18 protein-coding genes and 2 tRNA genes are annotated in these 18,482 nt (G+C 41.6%); 6 read left to right on the top strand and 14 right to left on the bottom strand.

The window, feature by feature from the left end; genetic code table 11:
• Positions 1–2: 2 nt before the first annotated feature.
• From K1I53_RS04940 to K1I53_RS04930, 3 genes are read right to left on the bottom strand one after another with little or no spacing between them, the layout of a single operon-like run.
• Positions 3–428 carry an NUDIX hydrolase gene (locus K1I53_RS04940; RefSeq protein WP_223328611.1) on the bottom strand — a complete coding sequence of 142 codons (426 nt, stop codon included), beginning with the start codon at positions 426–428 and terminating at the stop codon, positions 3–5.
• 1 nt (position 429) lies between these two features.
• Positions 430–1,491: a site-2 protease family protein gene (locus K1I53_RS04935; RefSeq protein ID WP_223328610.1), complete on the bottom strand. Its 1,062-nt coding sequence runs from the start codon at positions 1,489–1,491 to the stop codon at positions 430–432.
• Positions 1,492–1,510: 19 nt separating this feature from the next.
• A complete protein-coding gene (locus K1I53_RS04930; RefSeq protein ID WP_000257122.1) occupies positions 1,511–1,981 on the bottom strand; it encodes a DUF3013 family protein in 471 nt (156 codons plus the stop codon).
• 115 nt (positions 1,982–2,096) lie between these two features.
• On the opposite strand from K1I53_RS04930, the gene K1I53_RS04925 reads away from it, so the two are divergent.
• The 4 genes from K1I53_RS04925 (at position 2,097) to K1I53_RS04910 (ending at position 4,710) form a co-directional block, all read left to right on the top strand.
• Positions 2,097–3,368: a replication-associated recombination protein A gene (locus K1I53_RS04925; protein WP_001113194.1), complete on the top strand. Its 1,272-nt coding sequence runs from the start codon at positions 2,097–2,099 to the stop codon at positions 3,366–3,368.
• 264 nt (positions 3,369–3,632) lie between these two features.
• Positions 3,633–3,705: transfer RNA gene (locus tag K1I53_RS04920), tRNA-Lys, on the top strand.
• A 354-nt stretch (positions 3,706–4,059) separates the two neighbouring features.
• A complete protein-coding gene (locus tag K1I53_RS04915) occupies positions 4,060–4,575 on the top strand; it encodes a DUF308 domain-containing protein (RefSeq protein ID WP_000672739.1) in 516 nt (171 codons plus the stop codon).
• A 62-nt stretch (positions 4,576–4,637) separates the two neighbouring features.
• Positions 4,638–4,710, top strand: a tRNA-Lys gene (locus K1I53_RS04910).
• Positions 4,711–4,850: 140 nt separating this feature from the next.
• On the opposite strand, the gene K1I53_RS04905 is transcribed toward K1I53_RS04910, so the two are convergent.
• Together K1I53_RS04905 and K1I53_RS04900 are read right to left on the bottom strand one after the other, a co-directional pair.
• Positions 4,851–5,939: an AI-2E family transporter gene (locus K1I53_RS04905; RefSeq protein ID WP_004193676.1), complete on the bottom strand. Its 1,089-nt coding sequence runs from the start codon at positions 5,937–5,939 to the stop codon at positions 4,851–4,853.
• A gap of 9 nt (positions 5,940–5,948) precedes the next feature.
• A complete protein-coding gene (locus tag K1I53_RS04900; RefSeq protein ID WP_223328609.1) occupies positions 5,949–7,238 on the bottom strand; it encodes a DUF308 domain-containing protein in 1,290 nt (429 codons plus the stop codon).
• Positions 7,239–8,042: 804 nt separating this feature from the next.
• Between K1I53_RS04900 and K1I53_RS04895 the strand changes: the two genes are divergently transcribed.
• The gene (locus K1I53_RS04895; protein WP_223328608.1) at positions 8,043–9,188 is read left to right on the top strand and encodes a low temperature requirement protein A; all 1,146 of its coding nucleotides are present in this window, start codon (positions 8,043–8,045) and stop codon (positions 9,186–9,188) included.
• Positions 9,189–9,545: 357 nt separating this feature from the next.
• On the opposite strand, the gene K1I53_RS04890 is transcribed toward K1I53_RS04895, so the two are convergent.
• On the bottom strand, positions 9,546–10,001 hold the full coding sequence (locus K1I53_RS04890) for a GNAT family N-acetyltransferase (RefSeq protein WP_223328607.1): 456 nt from the start codon (positions 9,999–10,001) through the stop codon (positions 9,546–9,548).
• Positions 10,002–10,070: 69 nt separating this feature from the next.
• Here K1I53_RS04890 and K1I53_RS04885 point away from each other — a divergent pair, with 69 nt between their 5' ends.
• On the top strand, positions 10,071–10,730 hold the full coding sequence (locus tag K1I53_RS04885) for a prepilin peptidase (protein ID WP_223328606.1): 660 nt from the start codon (positions 10,071–10,073) through the stop codon (positions 10,728–10,730).
• Here the strand turns inward: K1I53_RS04885 and trpA are convergent.
• From trpA to trpB (K1I53_RS04845), 8 genes are all read right to left on the bottom strand, one after another.
• Complete coding sequence (gene trpA, locus K1I53_RS04880; protein ID WP_223328605.1) at positions 10,702–11,478, bottom strand: tryptophan synthase subunit alpha; 777 nt, start codon at positions 11,476–11,478, stop codon at positions 10,702–10,704. The genes K1I53_RS04885 and trpA overlap by 29 nt on opposite strands.
• Positions 11,471–12,694, bottom strand: a complete 1,224-nt coding sequence (gene trpB / locus K1I53_RS04875; RefSeq protein ID WP_223328604.1) for a tryptophan synthase subunit beta — start codon at positions 12,692–12,694, stop codon at positions 11,471–11,473. Before trpB (K1I53_RS04875) ends, trpA begins: the two co-directional genes overlap by 8 nt.
• Positions 12,672–13,271, bottom strand: coding sequence for a phosphoribosylanthranilate isomerase (locus tag K1I53_RS04870; protein WP_223328603.1), 600 nt, complete (start codon positions 13,269–13,271; stop codon positions 12,672–12,674). Before K1I53_RS04870 ends, trpB (K1I53_RS04875) begins: the two co-directional genes overlap by 23 nt.
• A complete protein-coding gene (trpC, locus tag K1I53_RS04865) occupies positions 13,258–14,025 on the bottom strand; it encodes an indole-3-glycerol phosphate synthase TrpC (protein WP_223328602.1) in 768 nt (255 codons plus the stop codon). The genes K1I53_RS04870 and trpC overlap by 14 nt, the downstream gene beginning before the upstream one ends.
• Complete coding sequence (trpD, locus tag K1I53_RS04860; protein WP_223328601.1) at positions 14,022–15,026, bottom strand: anthranilate phosphoribosyltransferase; 1,005 nt, start codon at positions 15,024–15,026, stop codon at positions 14,022–14,024. The genes trpC and trpD overlap by 4 nt, the downstream gene beginning before the upstream one ends.
• 10 nt (positions 15,027–15,036) lie before the next feature.
• On the bottom strand, positions 15,037–15,603 hold the full coding sequence (locus K1I53_RS04855) for an aminodeoxychorismate/anthranilate synthase component II (RefSeq protein WP_223328600.1): 567 nt from the start codon (positions 15,601–15,603) through the stop codon (positions 15,037–15,039).
• Positions 15,600–16,961, bottom strand: a complete 1,362-nt coding sequence (trpE, locus tag K1I53_RS04850) for an anthranilate synthase component I (RefSeq protein ID WP_223328599.1) — start codon at positions 16,959–16,961, stop codon at positions 15,600–15,602. The genes K1I53_RS04855 and trpE overlap by 4 nt, the downstream gene beginning before the upstream one ends.
• 292 nt (positions 16,962–17,253) lie before the next feature.
• The gene (gene trpB / locus K1I53_RS04845) at positions 17,254–18,432 is read right to left on the bottom strand and encodes a tryptophan synthase subunit beta (RefSeq protein WP_223328598.1); all 1,179 of its coding nucleotides are present in this window, start codon (positions 18,430–18,432) and stop codon (positions 17,254–17,256) included.
• Positions 18,433–18,482 lie beyond the last annotated feature (50 nt).

The following is an 18,482-nucleotide window of genomic DNA, read 5'->3' as shown; positions in this document are numbered from 1 at the left end:
AACTACCTCTCCTCCAAATAATCCCTCACTCTATCCTGTAACTGGGGTACAACCTTATCTGAGCCAAGAAACCCATCAATGCTCATCAGTTTGTAGCCCTCTCCTTCATCTCCAAAGACGATACTGTCAAATTGTTCCTGTGTCAACTTGCCAACTAGAAAGACCGATTCCTTCCCCTCAAAAAGCATACTTGGGTACACCTTACTCCAGAGCAGGCAATCTTCAGTCAGATGAATCCCCAGTTCTTCATAAACTTCACGCGCCACGCACTCAAAAGGACTTTCATCACCTTCTCGGCCACCACCTGGTAACTCCCACATATTAGGATAGGGAATGTTTGACTTATCATCCCGCAAGATGGTTAAAATCCTATCACCACAAAAGAGGGCAATTTTGCAACCTGTGAAATCAGAAATTTCTACTTCCATGTCAAACTCCTTCAGCTAATTCCTTTTCCAACTCTGCTAACCAGTTTTCATAATAGCGTTTCTCGTCCCGTAGCATTCGGCTGCTATTCATTTTCTGTCTAGCAATCTTCATAGCCTTGCGAGTTTGAGCTATATCTTTCTTTACCTTAAATTGATACCAGGCTTGAATCATCTGCACATCTGCCATTTTTAGAGATAAAAAGGATTTAACGCTTCGAATACTTGCATACTCCTCTGCTTTCTCATTATCCCCTTCTAGCAAGGCGATTTGAAGAAGGTATAGTTGGCAAAAAGTTTCAGACAGCGAGTGTTCTGTTCTCTCTAGTAAAGATTGAAATAGCTTTTTAGCTGCCTCTAAATGACCATCCAATATGAAAACCACTCCCTGAAGAGTTTGGATACTTTCTACAAAACTCCCTCTCGCATCCTCAGCAACAGGCATGATAAAGTCTTTCAAGTCATATTCTTGAGGAGCCAGCAAAGTTTGAGCAGAATGTCTCAATACCAAATAGGCGTATTTGGTATTTTCAGGGTGTTGTCGCAATTCCCAAATTTTCGCTCCATCGGTGATCCCGACTGGCAAAGCGTTGTTTAGGAAGAAAGACAAATTCAAAAAAATCCAAGTACCAGCAAAATACCAACTTCTTGTCAAACATCCAAACAATAGCGCCAATAAAATCAAGCCAAGATGAACCATCAAGCCTCCTGCAAGCATCAGGATGATTCTTTGGTCGCTTTCATCTTCTTTCAATCCAATATACTGAGCACCAACATTTTTCAGAACGGCTGTTCGACTCAGATGAAACCTGCCTGACTTTTTGGTCAAAAGAAAGTTTCCTAATCCAAAAGCCACCAGTCGATAGCCTGTCAGATAACCACAAAATGCGTGCCCCAGCTCATGAAGAATAAAGATCAGATAAATGCTGAGAAAAGTAAATAGATAGCCTGGAACAAAGACTAACGAGAAACCTAGCTCTTTAAAGGCAATCGTCCCAAAAACAAATCCCAGCATCAAAAAAACAAAGGACATACCAGAAATAAAAGACAAGCCTATTTTCTTCATATACTTTCTCCCCTAGTCTCTAGTATCTCGGATAAGGATAAAACTCTCCTTCTTCCAAGCCGACTTTTCCTTCTTCAAAGACTTCTTGATTCCATTCCATGACGAACTCTTCTGCTTCTGGGTCTTCCAAAAAGTCCATGAGGGCATCCAGCCCAACCTCGGCAGTATCTTTAAGGAAAAGGGCAAAATAAGCTAAAAACTCACGAGAAAAACCTTTTTTAGGCAGGTAAGGGATGACAGTCAGATAATCTTCTTCATTGACGGTTGACTTAGCAGGATTGTAAAAAAGCACTGCTTCTTCAAAGAGAATGTCATCTGACGAAACCTCTCCGTCTTCATCCACCATCTCCACGCCTGCAGCATTTTGCGCTTCTAACAAAAAACTCACTTCAACTGCGTGATTACGCTTGTCCCAACTAATCTCAAAGTCAAAGGGAAAGTTCTTCTCCAACTCTTCCTCTAAAACATCTAAAAATCCGTATGTTGCCATTTTGACCTCTTTCTATGCGACTCTTTAATCGCCCCGATTACTCGGAAATATGCTAAAATAGATACTACCATCTTACCACATATGTATCAGAAAATCCACGTTAGAAAGGACTGCTATGCCAGACAATCTCGCGCTTCGCATGCGCCCTAAAACCATCGACCAGGTCATCGGTCAGGAGCATCTGGTCGGACCTGGAAAAATTATCCGCCGCATGGTGGAAGCCAATCGCCTGTCCTCCATGATTCTCTATGGCCCTCCGGGAATCGGCAAAACCAGTATTGCCTCTGCCATCGCAGGAACGACCAAGTATGCCTTTCGAACTTTCAATGCGACAGTTGATAGTAAAAAGCGACTGCAAGAAATTGCGGAAGAGGCTAAATTCTCTGGTGGTCTCGTCCTATTGCTAGACGAGATTCATAGACTAGATAAAACCAAGCAAGACTTCCTCTTACCTCTCTTGGAAAGTGGTCTGGTCATCATGATTGGCGCTACGACTGAAAATCCTTTCTTCTCTGTCACTCCTGCCATTCGTAGCCGTGTTCAAATTTTTGAGTTGGAACCTCTGTCTAACCAAGACGTCAAGGAGGCCCTGCAGATAGCTCTAAGTAACCCTGAGCGTGGTTTTGATTTTCCAGTAGAACTAGATGAAGATGCGCTGGATTTTATTGCTACCTCTACAAACGGAGACCTTCGCTCTGCCTTCAACTCACTGGATTTGGCAGCTCTCTCTACCCCTGAGAATGATAAGGGCATCCGCCACATCACCCTCGACATCATGGAAAATAGCCTGCAGCAGAGCTACATCACTATGGATAAGGATGGAGATGGCCACTATGATGTTCTCTCAGCCCTGCAAAAGTCTATCCGTGGCTCAGATGTGGATGCCAGTCTCCACTATGCTGCCCGCTTGATTGAGGCTGGTGATTTGCCAAGTCTCGCTCGTCGCTTGACTGTTATCGCCTATGAAGATATCGGCTTAGCCAATCCTGAAGCTCAGATTCACACCGTGACTGCTCTGGATGCTGCCCAAAAGATTGGGTTCCCAGAAGCCCGCATTCTCATTGCCAATGTCGTCATTGATTTGGCCCTTTCTCCAAAATCCAACTCAGCCTATGTAGCTATGAATAAGGCTCTTGCCGACCTCAAAACATCAGGGCACTTGCCTATTCCGCGACACCTGCGTGATGGGCACTACAGTGGAAGCAAGGAACTGGGGAATGCCCAAGACTATCTCTATCCACACAACTATCCTGGAAATTGGGTCAAGCAAGACTATCTACCAGAAAAAATTCGTAATCATCACTATTTCCAAGCAGAAGATACTGGTAAATATGAACGGGCTTTGGCTCAAAGAAAGGAAGCTATCGACCGTTTGCGAAAAATCTGAAATCCTTTTCAAAAAATTGCACTTTCCTCTTGATTTTTTTTGAAAAAGTGGTATTATATAAACATAGAAACGCTGTGGTGTACGACTTCACACTTAAGTGTTGACCGACTATTTTTTGTATTATTAGGGAAACAAAAGTCTTCTAACAGCATGTAGGCCGTCTCACACGGAAACAGCTTCAGTTAGAGCGAGTTGCCCACCTGCTTAATTGCGCGGGTTCAATACAAACCGTGAAGTTTCGGCACCAATACAGCTTTTTTCTTTGCCTCCTTAGCTCAGCTGGCAGAGCAGCGGACTCTTAATCCGTGGGTCACAGGTTCGATCCCTGTAGGGGGCATCTAAATACAACAGGAAAAAGCCTTGTAAATCAAGGCTTTTTTTGCTTGTCTATAACTGATTTACCCCATCATTTGTCCCACATTTTAAATCTATCTTTTCTTTTTGAATCAAATTACATCTTTACAAATAGTGTAAAGCCAGTTACTTTTGCTTTGATGCCATACAATATTTTCATGTAGAGAAGACAAATTTTATCTTCTCTTTTTATTTTCAAAATAATAAAAACTGATTTTCTTTTCATAAATCAGACTGAAACTTCCAAATTTTCCATTTTGTTTATTGACATTTCCTCTAAAAAGGTGTATAATATTTTTATTATCAAACTATACTATACTATATAGGGGGTATTGAAATGAAATTTTCTAATCGTTTACTGCTATTCCTTGCAGGAGTTGTTTTTGTCCTTTTAGGACTTTTCCTATTTACAAACCCAGTAGCTAATCTTGTTGCTTACAGCTGGTGGATTGCATTTGGTTTACTGGTTTCTTCTATAGCAGCTATTTTAGGCTATTTCTCTGTACCAAAAGAGCTTCGCTCACCAGCTCATCTTTTCCAAGGGATTGTTAATCTTCTCTTAGCTCTTTACCTCGTTGCCTATGGCTTTGTGACGCTGCCAGTTGTCATTCCAACTATTTTAGGAATTTGGTTAATTGTAGAAGCCATTATAGCTTTCTTTAAAGGCAATCGTCTGGGATTGATTTTCCCTATTATTGGCAACCATATCATGTGGATAGCGTTGCTTGCATTTTTACTAGGTCTAGTGATTTTGTTCAATCCAGTAGCTACAAGTGTCTTTGTCGTTTATGTCGTTGCCTTTGCATTTTTAATTGTTGGTTTCACCTATATCCTTGATGCCTTTCGTAAATAATCTAGCTGCCATTTTGGGCATATTAAAATAGCTGGGAAGTTACATTCTCAGCTTTTTCTGTTGCCTCCTTAGCTCAGTTGGTAGAGCAGTAGACTCTTAAGCTATGGGGCGCAGGTTCGAGCCCTGCAGGGGGCACATCTAAATCAACAGAAATAAGCCTTGAAACCAAGGCTTTTTTTAACGTCTAATAGCTTTTTGTAGAAAAGTATTTAAAAATAAAAGAGAAGAGAATCTCTCACTCTCTTCTCAGTATATCTTATTAAATTTAGTTTTTCTTAATCTACCTGATTTTCCTTTGCAACGACAAATTCTTTAACCAGTCGATAGATAACAGCAAATACGGGGGTAAAGAATATCATTCCAAGTAGTCCGAAAAGATTCCCTCCAATACTAGCAGCCGCAAGCGTGAAAATAGCTGGCAAACCAATAGACTGACCTACAACTCTAGGATAAATAAGGTTTCCTTCAATCAGCTGTATAACTTGATATAGAAGAAGAGAAAGTAAGGCTTGAGTAGGACTCACTGTGAAGATAAAAATCGCTCCCACAACACAAGCAATCATAGGCCCTACATAAGGAATGAACGATAGCACTCCTGCAAAGATACCTGTCATTACTCCATAGGGTATCCCAAACACGCTGTAACCAACCGCTATCATAACTCCTATGATAACTGCTTCAATCAGCTGACTCATCAAAAATTGGTCATAAGTCTCTAGTGCTACTTGTCCAATGTAAGTCAACTTTATCACCACCTTCTCTGGAAGAAAAACTTTTAGAAGTCGACTCGTCATCGCTGCCAAATGTTCCTTACTGGATAAAAATAAAAAGGTGAAGACTATAATCAAAAAGGCATTCATCAAACTTGAAAAAATATTGCCGATATTACTAGTCAGACCTGATAAAAAACCTATCAAAGCTTGGCTAATAGAACTAGATTGTCCCTGTATGCCTGATACGATAGTTGACAACATGTCTTTGGTTACAAATTCCGAGCTGCCTAGCAATTTCCCAAGTTGAGTAAGGACTGTTGAAAGGACTGTTCCCAGCTGACTAATAGTCTGGGCTAGGGTTGGCAGCACCAAAACCAAAAGAGCAATCACGATTAAGATAAGAGCTAGGAAAACAAGTACCATGGCAATCGGACGACGCAACTCTGCCTTTACCTTCAATTTAACTAAGTACTGTTCAATTTTTTTCATAGGAACATTAAGCACAAAAGCAATAACAGCACCATAAATCAAGGTTGATATTACATCAAAGAGAGAGATTGCTCCTGATATAAAGCTCGATGCATTCAGAATTACAAGAGCAACCAGCCCTATAAAAAGTATTAACGGGGTGTATTTTTTTACTAAGTTCATAAATTCTCCTTAATAAACATGTTTAGATACGACTATACTATTTGGTTTTTCAAACTCTCGATTAAGGTAGGCTTGGTAAGTTCCTGGAGCGATAAATCCTTTGGGTGAGAGGATATCGGTGCCAGCCTGACCGACTATGGTATCAGCCAAGAGCACACAGTTTGTAGATAAGACAAAGTAGGATTTAAACTTAGATTTGATAAATTTATAAAGTTCCCCATCTGTCTCATGTCTGATTTTATAAGCGTAGGTGTAGTCTTCCTTACCATCACCTGTCATGATTTTATCTGCACTTGGCTCCCATGGAATCGTCAGTTGTTTCAATTCAGCCAACTTTTTCTGAACTGCTTTTTCCATTTCAGGCGTCAAATCTATCCCATAACCAAAAAGCGTTTTTTGACTCTCACGTTTACATAGGTCAATGTACTTGTCACGATCACAGAAATATAAGACACCATCTCCTACCATACCAAATAAGGTCTCAGATGACGGATCATAGTTGCCATAAGAAATAACACGGCCCTGATAGCAGATATCCACATGACCAATAGCTGAAAACAGGGAGGTCTCAGCTGTATGAACAAAAATTTCTAGCTCTGCTGTCTTACCAGACTTCACTATTCCAAGATGGATATCTTCTTCCTCATCAGCATTTTCCAGCATAAATTTGTTAATTTTTGCTAAAGTTCTTGCAGGGATGAGAGCGGCTAGGACAATAGGTAAGCTCATTCTTACACGACGTTTGAGATGGTTTTTCCCAATTTCCTCCTCAAACAAGAAACCATCACGGATATTGGACAGACCATAAAGGAAAAAATAAGCCCCTAATACAAAGAGTTGAAAGACAGAATTTCCTGTAGAGGACAAAAGACTAGTCCCACCAAGAAAAACTAGTACGAGTCCATCTAGTAAGAGACGAAAACGAGGTCGAATTTTGTTTTTGCGGTAGAGAACATAGGTGACAAGGTTAATACTAGCATGAAAAATCTGATAAACTCCAATCACAAGAGCCAAAATATAAATCGGCACATCCGTCGCAAGATTGGAGCCAAGCAAATATCCCAGCACTAACAATTTAACCAGTGCAACTCCCAAGGTGTCCGTTGACTGACTTTTTTTGAAAATACGTAATACTAAATCTAAGACCGTTGCTATCCAAGCTAAAAACAGAACCAGTCGAATAACCTTTACTGGCAACCAAGTCCCCGTGACCATCAAGATGAGACCTAGCAGAACAAACAAGAACCCCTGAGCAAGTAATTTCTTACCTGTCAGACCTAAAGATAGAATTTTCGCCATATAAAAACCTTTCAACAATAAAAATTAAACACTCCGATTAAACTGACTAGTAAATAGCCAACACTACAAACAGCCTGTGCCAGCAACATATGGTGACTAGAAATGACTGTAGTAATGTCACCATCTTGTCTTATGCACTTCTAAAATTTGTTATATTGATTAGAAACCAGAGCTTATAAAAACTAGCTAAACTCGAGAGATAGACACAATTGCGACGAAAAAATGTATAACCAATTCAACTTGTTAAGGTAAGAAAGCATTATTTCCAATCTATTAATTATTCATCTATTACCTATTATGACACAATATTCCCTATAGTTCAACTTTTTACTTGTTTTTATATTACACGGACTAAAAAGTTTTCAACAGTTGATTGCATTTGTTTTAATAAGTTTTAACCTTTCTTGGTTAGATAAAAAAAGAACCATACAGTTTAGAATCTGTATGGTTTTTGCCCCACTTTTGTCCCATTTTTAAATCATGACATTGAAAATACCTAAAATCACTTATATTTCAATATTTTTAATTGCTCTCAATATGAAAGTCCTTTCCAAATCCCTGTAGGGGGCATCTAAATCAACAGGAAAAAGCCTTGGAATCAAGGCTTTTTTGTGTAGTCTTAGCACTAAAAAACGATAGAAAAAACACCCCTTCTGAACTGCACCCCAAAAGTTAGACAGAAAAAACCTAACTTTTGTGGCGCAGTTCATTCGCGTCACATGAAGTTATTTAAGCATCTCCTTTTTTTTTTATTACCATTTTATGTTATAATAAATTGTACTTCTAAAATAGAAAGGTCTTAAAATGACAACTCTTATTAAACATAAACGTGTAGAATTTTCAGAACTTTTTTATGACCTAGTTTTTGTTTTTGCAATTTCAAAAGCAACTACTTTAATTGACCATCTTCATAACGGTATTTTGACTTGGAATTCTTTCTTTGATTTTTTCATGGCTGTCTTGGTTCTCACTGATTCCTGGATGATTCAAACCGTTTATACCAATCGCTATGGAAAGAACTCTTTATTTAACATCGTAATCATGTTTATCAAAATGGGACTTTTACTCTTTATAGCCAATATGATGGGACCTGATTGGCAACAATATTTTCATTATCTCTGTTGGGCTATTGGTACATTAACCCTTACCTTATTTTTTCAATATTTGGTTGAGTTTTTTAGAAAATCAACCGATGATGTTAATCGGGAAAGTATCAAAGATTTTCTATGGATAACAGGTCTAGGAAGTTTAGGAGTCTATCTAGCAGCTCTTCTTCCTATTTACGTTAGAGTCTATATCTTATTTGCTAGTATTCTGCTAATATTTACTATGCCAATTATTTTGCTTAATAAAGATGAGCATTACCAGGTAAATCTCCCCCATTTAATCGAGCGCATCTCCCTTCTTGTCATTATTACGTTTGGAGAGATGATTATGGAGCTAGTTAACTTCTTTACAGTCGAGAATTTCTCGATTTATTCGCTTCTTTATTTCATTATTACGCTTTCTCTGTTCTTGTTTTATTTTGGTCAATTCGACCATGCTATTGATGAAAAATCTAGTCAAAAGGGACTATTTTTAATTTACAGTCACTATCCTATTTTCATTGGACTTATGATGATGACTGTATCGATGGGCTTTCTTCAGAATCCTGAAGCTAATCGTCTCTTTGCAACCAGCTTCTCTTATATCGGATTTGGCCTCTTTCAAGCTGCTGTCCTAGTAAATGGGCCCCATAACAAACACTATCTTCGCTATTCGAAAAGTTACTACTGTGTCCAAGCGACACTCTATCTGGCTGCCTTGATTCTCTCTTTAATCTTTGCTTCTAATCCTATAATAGTAGTGAGTATAACAACCATTTTAGCTCTAGCTATAGCCATTCATTTTATTTATTTTTATATGACACAGAATAAAAAATATTCCAAATCTAACTGGGGATTATTTTAATGAGTTTATAACATTAAAAAGCTTTGGGAACCAAGGCTTTTTTTTCATTAATTTGTTTTTCCATTTTATCCTCCAATTTGATCTCGCACTGACATTTATTTATAACAAAACTATATATCTAGAATAGCATAATCATTAGGTATTATAGGTTTTCAAACCAAATACGAGTCATTCGTTTTTGCCCCACTTTTGCCCCATTTTTAAATCCTGACATTGAAAACACCTAAAAGTATTTCCCTAAAATCAGCTATATTTCAACATTTTTGTTTATTTTCAATATGAAAAGTTCTTACAAATTCATGCAGGGGGCATCTAAACAACAGGAAAAAGCCTTGAAATCAAGGCTTTTTTTACTTTCTATCTCCCCTTTTTCATGATGTATTTTCGTATAGGTACTTCAACCATTTGAACGATTTCAAATCCTGCTTTTTGGTAAAGGTTGTAAGCTGTTTGATTTGCCTCGTAGACATTTAGAGAGATACTATCTATGTCTTCATTTTCAAAGGCCAAACTAACAAATTTCCTTAAAGCCTGGCTACCTAAGCCCTGTCCCTGTTTCTGGGGGTTGATAAAAAATCTCCCGATATGAAGATTCCTGTCTTCTAGCCTGATTTTCTGGATAAGCCCCACAAACTCTTGTCCATCAAAAATTGAAAAGATTCCTTCCAAATCTTGCAAGATTTGAATTGTTAAGGGAAAAGGAATCATTGTTCCCATCCATTGTTCTTGAAAGGATTTGCCAAGGAAGTTGGACCATTGGCATAAGAGCTGAGCGTTTTCTATGCTCACATTTTCTTCAAAACGAATCATCATCTTGACCTCACTATCTTATCTATGTTTCTCCATTATACTACTTCTTCTATTTTTTACGAATAGATAAGTATGATTGATCTTTATTTTTTTCTTGTTGGGAGCATTCTCGCTTCTTTCTTGGGTTTGGTCATTGACCGTTTTCCTGAGCAATCCATTATTCGACCGGCTAGTCACTGCGATTCCTGTCAGACTCGCTTGCGTCCATTAGATTTGATTCCGATCCTCTCTCAGGTCTTCAATCGCTTTCGCTGTCGCTACTGCAAGGTTCGCTATCCTATCTGGTATGCTCTCTTTGAACTAGGCTTAGGACTTCTCTTTCTGGCTTGGTCTTGGGGCTGGCTTTCCTTGGGTCAAGTCATCCTGATCACTGCTGGCTTGACCTTGGGAATCTATGACTTTCGCCATCAGGAATATCCCTTACTAGTCTGGATGACTTTCCACCTAATCCTAATGGCTTGCTCTGGTTGGAATCTGGTTATGTTCTTCTTTCTTGCCCTTGGAATCATGGCTCATTTTATCGATATCCGCATAGGAGCAGGGGATTTTCTCTTTCTGGCTTCCTGTGCTCTCGTCTTTAGTGTGACAGAATTACTCATCCTGATCCAGATTGCTTCTGCGACGGGCATCCTAGCCTTTCTACTGCAAAAGAAAAAGGAAAGACTTCCTTTTGTGCCTTTCCTCTTACTTGCTGCTTGTTTGATTATTTTTGGTAAGCTACTGCTTGTTTGATAAAGTCCTCAATCGGCTCTCCTTGGTGGAGAGCTTTTACAATTTTTGAACCGACGATAACGCCATCTGACACCGCATTGAAGCGTTCGACATCGGCTTGACTAGATACACCAAAACCTGTCAAGACTGGGATGTCCGCTACTTGATGCAATTGTGCCAAGTGCTTGTCCAAGTCTGTACGGTAATTGCCTGATTTCCCTGTCACCCCATTGATGGCAACGGCATAGACGAATCCCTCCGCCCCTTCAATCAACTCTTTCTGACGCTCAATCCCTGTCGTCAAACTAACTAGAGGAATCAAGACGATATCTGTATCTGACAAAAATGGCTCTATAAAGTTGGCATGTTCATGAGGTAGGTCTGGGATAATCAAGCCCTTAACCGCTGTATCTGCCAAATCTTTGACAAAGTTCTCCACACCGTACTGAAAGAGGGGGTTGAAGTAGGTCATAATGACCAAGGGAACCTCTGTTTGAATGGTTTTCAAGGTTTCAACCAAAGCCTGAGTAGAGGTCCCGTGGGCTAGACTGCGCAAGCCTGCTTCTTCAATCACAGGTCCATCTGCAACAGGATCTGAAAAGGGAATGCCCACTTCAATGGCAGAGACACCCAAATCTTCTAAAAAGTGGATTGTTTCAGCGAGTCCATCCAAACCTTTCTCGTGGTCTCCAGCCATGATATAGGGAACGAAAATTCCTTTTCCAGCTGCTTTTATAGCCTTCAATTTTTCTGTTAATGTCTTAGGCATGAGCTTCTCCCTTCTTTGCTACTTCTGCTTCCAAGCGGTCTTTGACTTGAACCACGTCCTTGTCCCCACGACCTGATAGACAGACAATCATGGACTTATCTGGTCCAAGTTCTTTGGCCAATTTCACTGCAAAGGCGATAGCATGACTAGACTCCAAAGCTGGGATAATCCCTTCCACACGAGACAAGAGTTGGAATCCTTCCAAGGCTTCCTCATCTGTCACAGGAACATAGCTGGCACGTTTGATATCGTGGTAGTGAGAATGTTCTGGACCGATACCAGGATAGTCTAACCCTGCTGAGATAGAAAAGGCTTCAAGAATTTGGCCATGAGCATCTTGGAGCACATCCATAAGAGAACCGTGGAGGACACCCGGACGACCCTTGGTCAAGGTCGCTGCGTGGTGCTCTGTATCCACACCAAGTCCAGCTGCTTCAGCCCCATACATAGCTACAGACTCATCTTCTACAAATGGATGGAAAAGCCCGATGGCATTGGAACCACCACCAACACAGGCTACTAGGGCATCTGGCAAATCTTGACCTGTTAAGTCACGGTACTGTTGTTTAGCTTCTCGACCGATGACACTTTGGAAGTCACGAACGATTTCTGGGAATGGATGAGGCCCCAAAGCAGAACCAAGGATATAGTGGGTATCATCGATATTAGCTACCCATGAACGAAGGGCTGCATTGACCGCATCCTTGAGAACGCGCGAACCGTCTGTCACTGCCTCAACCTTAGCTCCCAAAAGCTCTATACGAAAAACATTGAGGGCTTGGCGTTTGACATCTTCCTCACCCATATAGATAGTACATTCCATGTTAAAAAGGGCTGCAGCAGTTGCAGTTGCCACACCGTGCTGACCAGCACCTGTTTCTGCGATAATTTTCTTTTTACCCATGCGTTTGGCAAGCAAAACTTGTCCCAAGGCATTGTTAATCTTGTGGGCCCCTGTATGATTAAGATCTTCCCGTTTGAGGTAAATCTTGGCTCCGCCGATATGCTGGGTCAAGTTTTTTGCGTAGTAAAGGGGAGTTTCACGCCCTACATACTGGCGTAAGAGTTGGTTTAATTCCTCTTGAAAACTTGGGTCTGCCTGACTTTCACGATAGGCCTTCTCCAACTCCAATACTGCTGTCATCAATGTTTCTGGGACGAAACGTCCGCCAAATCTTCCATAAAATCCATCTTTATTTGGTTCTTGATATGCCATTCTTTACCCTCTCTATAAATCTTCTAATCTTTTCCTGATCTTTTTGTCCATCTGTCTCCACTCCGCTTGAAACATCTACTGCATAGGGAGTAAAGTGTTGAATTGCTTGTGCTACATTGTCTTCATTAAGCCCACCTGCGATAAAGAAAGGCTGTGCTAGTCCTGTCGTATCCAGTTGGCCCCAGTCAAAGGTCTGGCCACTCCCTGCCACAGGAGCATCAAAGAGTAGATAATCTGCCCGAGAATTAGGCACATGACCATCTCCATCCACCTGTACCGCCTGAATGCTGGCACAAGGCAAATCCTCAAACAAATCATCCGCCACCTGACTGTGAACTTGAACCAAATCCAAGCCAACTTTTTCAATCGCTTCTAGTAGTTCTGCCTGACTTGGTGAAACAAATACGCCAACCTTTTTTACATCGGAAGGAATGAGCTTTGCCAGCTCAGCAGCCTCTTCCAAGGTCACCTGTCTTTTACTAGGCGCAAAGACAAAACCAATGTAGTCTGCCCCTGCTGATACGGCTGTCTCTACTGCTTCTTTGGTCGATAATCCACAAATCTTAACCTTTGTCAATCTGCAACTCCTTGATTCTCTGGGGCACATCTTCTGCCTGCATGAGAGCTGTTCCCACCAAAATTCCGTTAAAGTATGGTGCTACTCGTTCCGCATCCTTCCCTGTGAAAATAGCAGATTCAGAAATGTAATAACGATCTTCCTTAAAGTGCTGGGCCAAGTCTACACTAGTCTGCAAGTCGACTTCAAAGGTGGTCAAGTTGCGATTATTGACCCCAATAATCTCAGCACCCAGTCTGTAAGCCACTTCTAGTTCAGCCAGATTATGAGTTTCCACCAAGACTTCCAGACCAAGCTCTGTCGCGTAGTCATACAGTTCCTTGAGGCGTTCTTCTGATAAGGCAGCGACAATGAGCAAAATGACTGTCGCGCCGGCATTGCGAGCACGGATGATTTGCTTTTCATCGATGATAAAGTCCTTGTTGAGCGTTGGAATCTCTACCTGACTAGAAATCTCTCGTAGATAATCCAAATGCCCTTTAAAGAAAACCTCATCTGTCAAAACAGAAATCATCACTGCGCCGTTTTCTTCATAAGTCTGGGCCTGTTGCACAATATCCACATCGAGATTGATATCTCCCAGACTAGGGCTAGCTTTCTTGACTTCAGCGATTACCTGCAAGCGTTCCTGATTATTCTTCAAAAAGTCAGCCAAGCGGTAGGTCTGGCGCAAGGGCTGGGTTTCCTCCGGCTCCATCTGCTCGACCTCACGCGCCTTCTGCTCCAAGATTCGTGATAAAAATTCCTGACTCATTTTTGGTACTCCTGTAACAGTCTGAGTTTTTCAAGGGCCTTGCCACTAGCAATCACTTGACGAGCCAAGGCAACTCCTTCCTTGATACTAGCCACCTTACCATTAGCATAGAAACCAAGACCAGCATTTACAACCGTCGTTTCCAAGAATGGGCTTGGTTCGTTTTTCAGAACGCTGAGCAAAATTTCTGCATTTTCCTGAGCGTTTCCTCCTCGAATGTCCTCAATTGCAATGCCTTCCATTCCCAAATCCTCTGGAGTAAAGCTTGATAAGGTGATTTCGCCATTTTCAAGAAGAGCAATATTGGTTGTTCCATTCAAACCAGCCTCATCCAGTCCTTCTGGTCCAGCAACCACAATGGCACGTTTGCGACCCATATTTTTCAAAACCTGAGCTGTACTTTCTAGAAGTTCTGGTCGACTAATCCCAAGAAGCTGTGTTTCTAAGGCCATTGGATGAATCAGGGGACCAGTCAAGTTCATAATCGTTGGAATTCCTAATTCCAAACGAGCTGGCATGATGTATTTCATGGCTGGGTGCATATTTTTGGCGAAGAGAAAGACGATTCCAGTTTTATCAAAGATCTTACCTAGTTCAGCCGGTTTAAGGTCTAGGTTGATTCCCAAGGCTTGAAGGACGTCTGCCGAACCAGATTTAGAAGAAATCGAGCGGTTACCGTGTTTGGCCATGTGAATACCACCACCAGCCAAGACAAAGGCTGCAGTTGTGGAAATGTTAAAACTGAAAGACTTATCTCCACCTGTACCACAGTTGTCCATGGCATCATGAATTTCAGTTGGAATGTGTTGGGCATGTCCTCTCATGACTTGAGCAATGGCTGTGCGTTCTTCAGGTGTTTCCCCCTTCATCTTAAGCGCCAAGAGGAGAGAAGCAATCTGTGCCTCTGTTACACGGCCAGTTACGATACGTTCGATGACATCCGTCATTTCCACACCTGATAAATTTTTAAATTTTGCTAGTTTTTCAATAATCTCTTTCATCCTAGTTTCCTCACTTTACAACCTTCTCGATAAAATTCCGAATAGAAGACAAGCCATCTGGCGTTCCGATACTCTCTGGATGATACTGGAATCCATAAATTGGTAGGCTTTTGTGTTGAATTCCCATAATGGCTTGGTCATCGGTCGAACGAGCTGTCACTTCAAAGTCTTTAGGCATTTCTTCAATCAAAATACTGTGGTAACGCATGACCGGATGACCATCCTCGATTCCTTGATACAGAACAGATGGAGCTTCAAAGTTGATATGGCTCTGTTTTCCATGCATGACTTTGGGAGCCAATCCTAGCTTACCGCCAAAAACTTCTGCGATGGCTTGATGACCTAAACAAATCCCAAGAATTGGCTTCTTGCCAGCAAAGTCACGAATCATGTCCTCCATCTTACCAGCATCAACTGGCCAACCGGGACCAGGAGAAAAGACCAGACCATCTGCTTTTTCAGCTTCTTCACACAGCTTGGGATCATCATTTCTCAAGACCTGAACTTCTGCGAAATTCCCAATGTATTGGGCCAAGTTATAGGTAAAAGAATCATAGTTGTCAATCAATAAAATCATGGTCTTAGTTCTCCAATTCTAGTCATAGATTTAGCTTTGTTAATAGTTTCTTGGTATTCGTTTTGGGCGATAGAGTCGTAGACAATCCCTGCTCCAGCCTGCACATAGGCTGTTTGATTTTTAAGAATCATGGTTCGGATGGCGATAGCGAAATCCATATCACCCGTCGCAGACAGATAGCCGATTGCTCCTGCGTATACGCCTCGTTTTTCCGTTTCCAGTTCATAGATGCGTCTCATGGCCCGAATCTTTGGTGCTCCTGAAACTGTTCCAGCTGGAAGTGTAGCTTTCAAGGCATCCATGGCAGTAAGTTCGGGAAGCAAACGTCCTTTCACCACGCTGGTCAAATGCATGACATAACGGAAAAGCTCCACTTCCATATACTTGGTGACTTGAACACTTGCCGTTTCAGAGATGCGGCCAATATCGTTACGCCCCAAGTCTACCAACATTCGATGTTCTGCTGTTTCCTTCTCATCTGAGAGGAGGTCTGTCGCCAAGGCCTTATCCTCTTCTTCCGTTGCTCCTCTTGGTCGCGTTCCCGCAATCGGATTGGTTGTCACGATGCCATTTTTGACGGAAACCAAACTTTCAGGACTGGCACCGATGATTTGATAATCCCCAAAATCATAGAAATAGAGGTAATTAGATGGATTGGTCACGCGAAGATTTCTGTAGAAGTCAAATGGATTTCCAGTAATCTCTGCTGAGAAGCGCTGACTGAGCACGCATTGGAACATATCACCATTACGAATCAAGTCACGATCTGTTTCCACCATTTCCTCAAACTTCTGAGGGGCGATATGGGGTTTGAAGTCAAGTGGTGATAGATCCAGGTCTTCAAATTCATTTGGTGCAGGAATGCGTAATTCCTCAAGCACTTGATTCAAGGCTTTTTCCAAGTCTTCTTGACTGCGATCGCTATAAAGAGCCTCCTCTATGACATGAATTTTTTCTTTCTTGTGGTCAAAGACCATATAACTCTCATAGACAAAGAAGTGCATGTCTGGCGTCCCAATGGTATCTTGAGGGATTTGGCCGATTTCCTCATAGAGCGAAATCATATCGTAACCCACAAAGCCAATAGCTCCCCCACCAAAAGGTAGGTCTGAATGGTGCTGGCTCTTATGAGTCACTTCATAAAGGAAATCCAAGGGATCCCGATCAATCACTTGCCCATTTTGATAGAGGAACCCATTTTCAAACTGAATCTCAAAGACTGGATTATAGGCTAGGATAGAAAAACGAGCTGTTTCCTTGTCTCTCGGAATACTCTCTAGGATCACCTTGTGTTTTCCCTTTAGGCGCATATAAGCCAAGATTGGTGATAAGACATCTCCATGAATGATTCGTTCCATTGTAATTTCCCTTTCAGTTCTAATTCTAGTTCGTGGCGACTGTATGAAAAATCCCCACGCAAACTAACTTGCGTGAGGACGAAATTCGCGGTGCCACCTCAATTATAGGATTGTTCCTATCTCTCACTCCTGTCTCAGATACCTCTTGTAACAGGCTGTGCGATAAAGGGCACTCCCTTGAGAATTATGTTTTCTTCTCTCGTTTCAGATGGACCCAACCTTACAGCTTTCTCTGCTTGTTTCCAGCAACCACAAGCTCTCTGTGAGAGAAATGACGTAATTTTTCCATCTGTTAGTTTTTTGCATCTAGGTAATCTGCAATCGCAGCCACGTCCTTATCTCCACGACCTGAAACATTGATGATGATAATCTCATCCTTACTTAGTTTCGGTGCACGTTTAACTGCTTCTGCGATAGCGTGTGAGCTTTCAATGGCTGGGATAATTCCTTCTGTCTTGCTGAGGAGGAGCAAGGCTTGAACAGCTTCTTCATCTGTTGCTGCTACATATTCCACACGACCAGAATCTTTGAAATAGGCGTGTTCTGGGCCAACTCCTGGATAGTCCAAACCAGCTGAGATAGAGTAAACTGGCGCCAGTTCTCCATCTTCCTTAAAGACTGCATAGGTCTTCATTCCGTCAACAATTCCGACACTACCTTTTGTCATAGTGGCTGCGTGCTTGTCTGTATCAAGTCCATGCCCAGCAGCTTCTACCCCAACCAATTTGACTTCTTCATCAGCCACATATTGAGAAAAAGCACCGATGGCATTAGAACCACCACCTACACAGGCAATGACGTAGTCTGGCAAGCGGCCTTCTTTTTCCAAGATTTGACGGCGAGATTCTTCACTGATGACTTTTTGGAACTCATGGACAATAGTAGGATAAGGGTGAGGACCTACAGCAGAACCAAGAACATAGAAAGCTTCAAGGTCATTCATCCATGCTCCAAAGGCTGCATCAACCGCATCTTTAAGTGTACGAGTGCCTGTTTCAACTGCGTGCACAGTTGCTCCCATCATCTCCATACGGAAAACATTGAGACGCTGACGCTCCACATCTTCTGCCCCCATGTAGACATCACAAGCCATACCAAACTTAGCTGCAGCAGCTGCAGTCGCAACCCCGTGCTGACCAGCACCTGTTTCTGCGATCACTCGTTTTTTGCCCATACGTTTGGCAAGAAGGATTTGCCCTAAAACGTTGTTGAGTTTGTGTGAACCAAGGTGGTTAAGGTCTTCACGTTTGAGATAAATCTTAGCACCACCTAAATGGTCTGTTAAACTTTCCGCAAAATAAAGCGGTGTTTCGCGACCGGAATAGTCCTTCAAGTAATGGCGAAATTCTGCCAAAAACTCTGGATCATCCTTGAACTTGTCAAATGTCACTTCCAACTCATCCAACAAAGCCTGAATCGGCTCTGGTACAAAACTTCCACCAAATTGTCCAAAATAACCTTTAGTTGTCATAAAATTTTTCCTCTTTCAGTATTAATTTAAAGATATGAAAAAAGCCCACA

Source organism: Streptococcus oralis (genome assembly GCF_019929365.1).
Classification (GTDB): Bacteria; Bacillota; Bacilli; order Lactobacillales; family Streptococcaceae; genus Streptococcus; species Streptococcus oralis_BT.
This window is presented reverse-complemented; position numbering and strand designations above follow the sequence as displayed.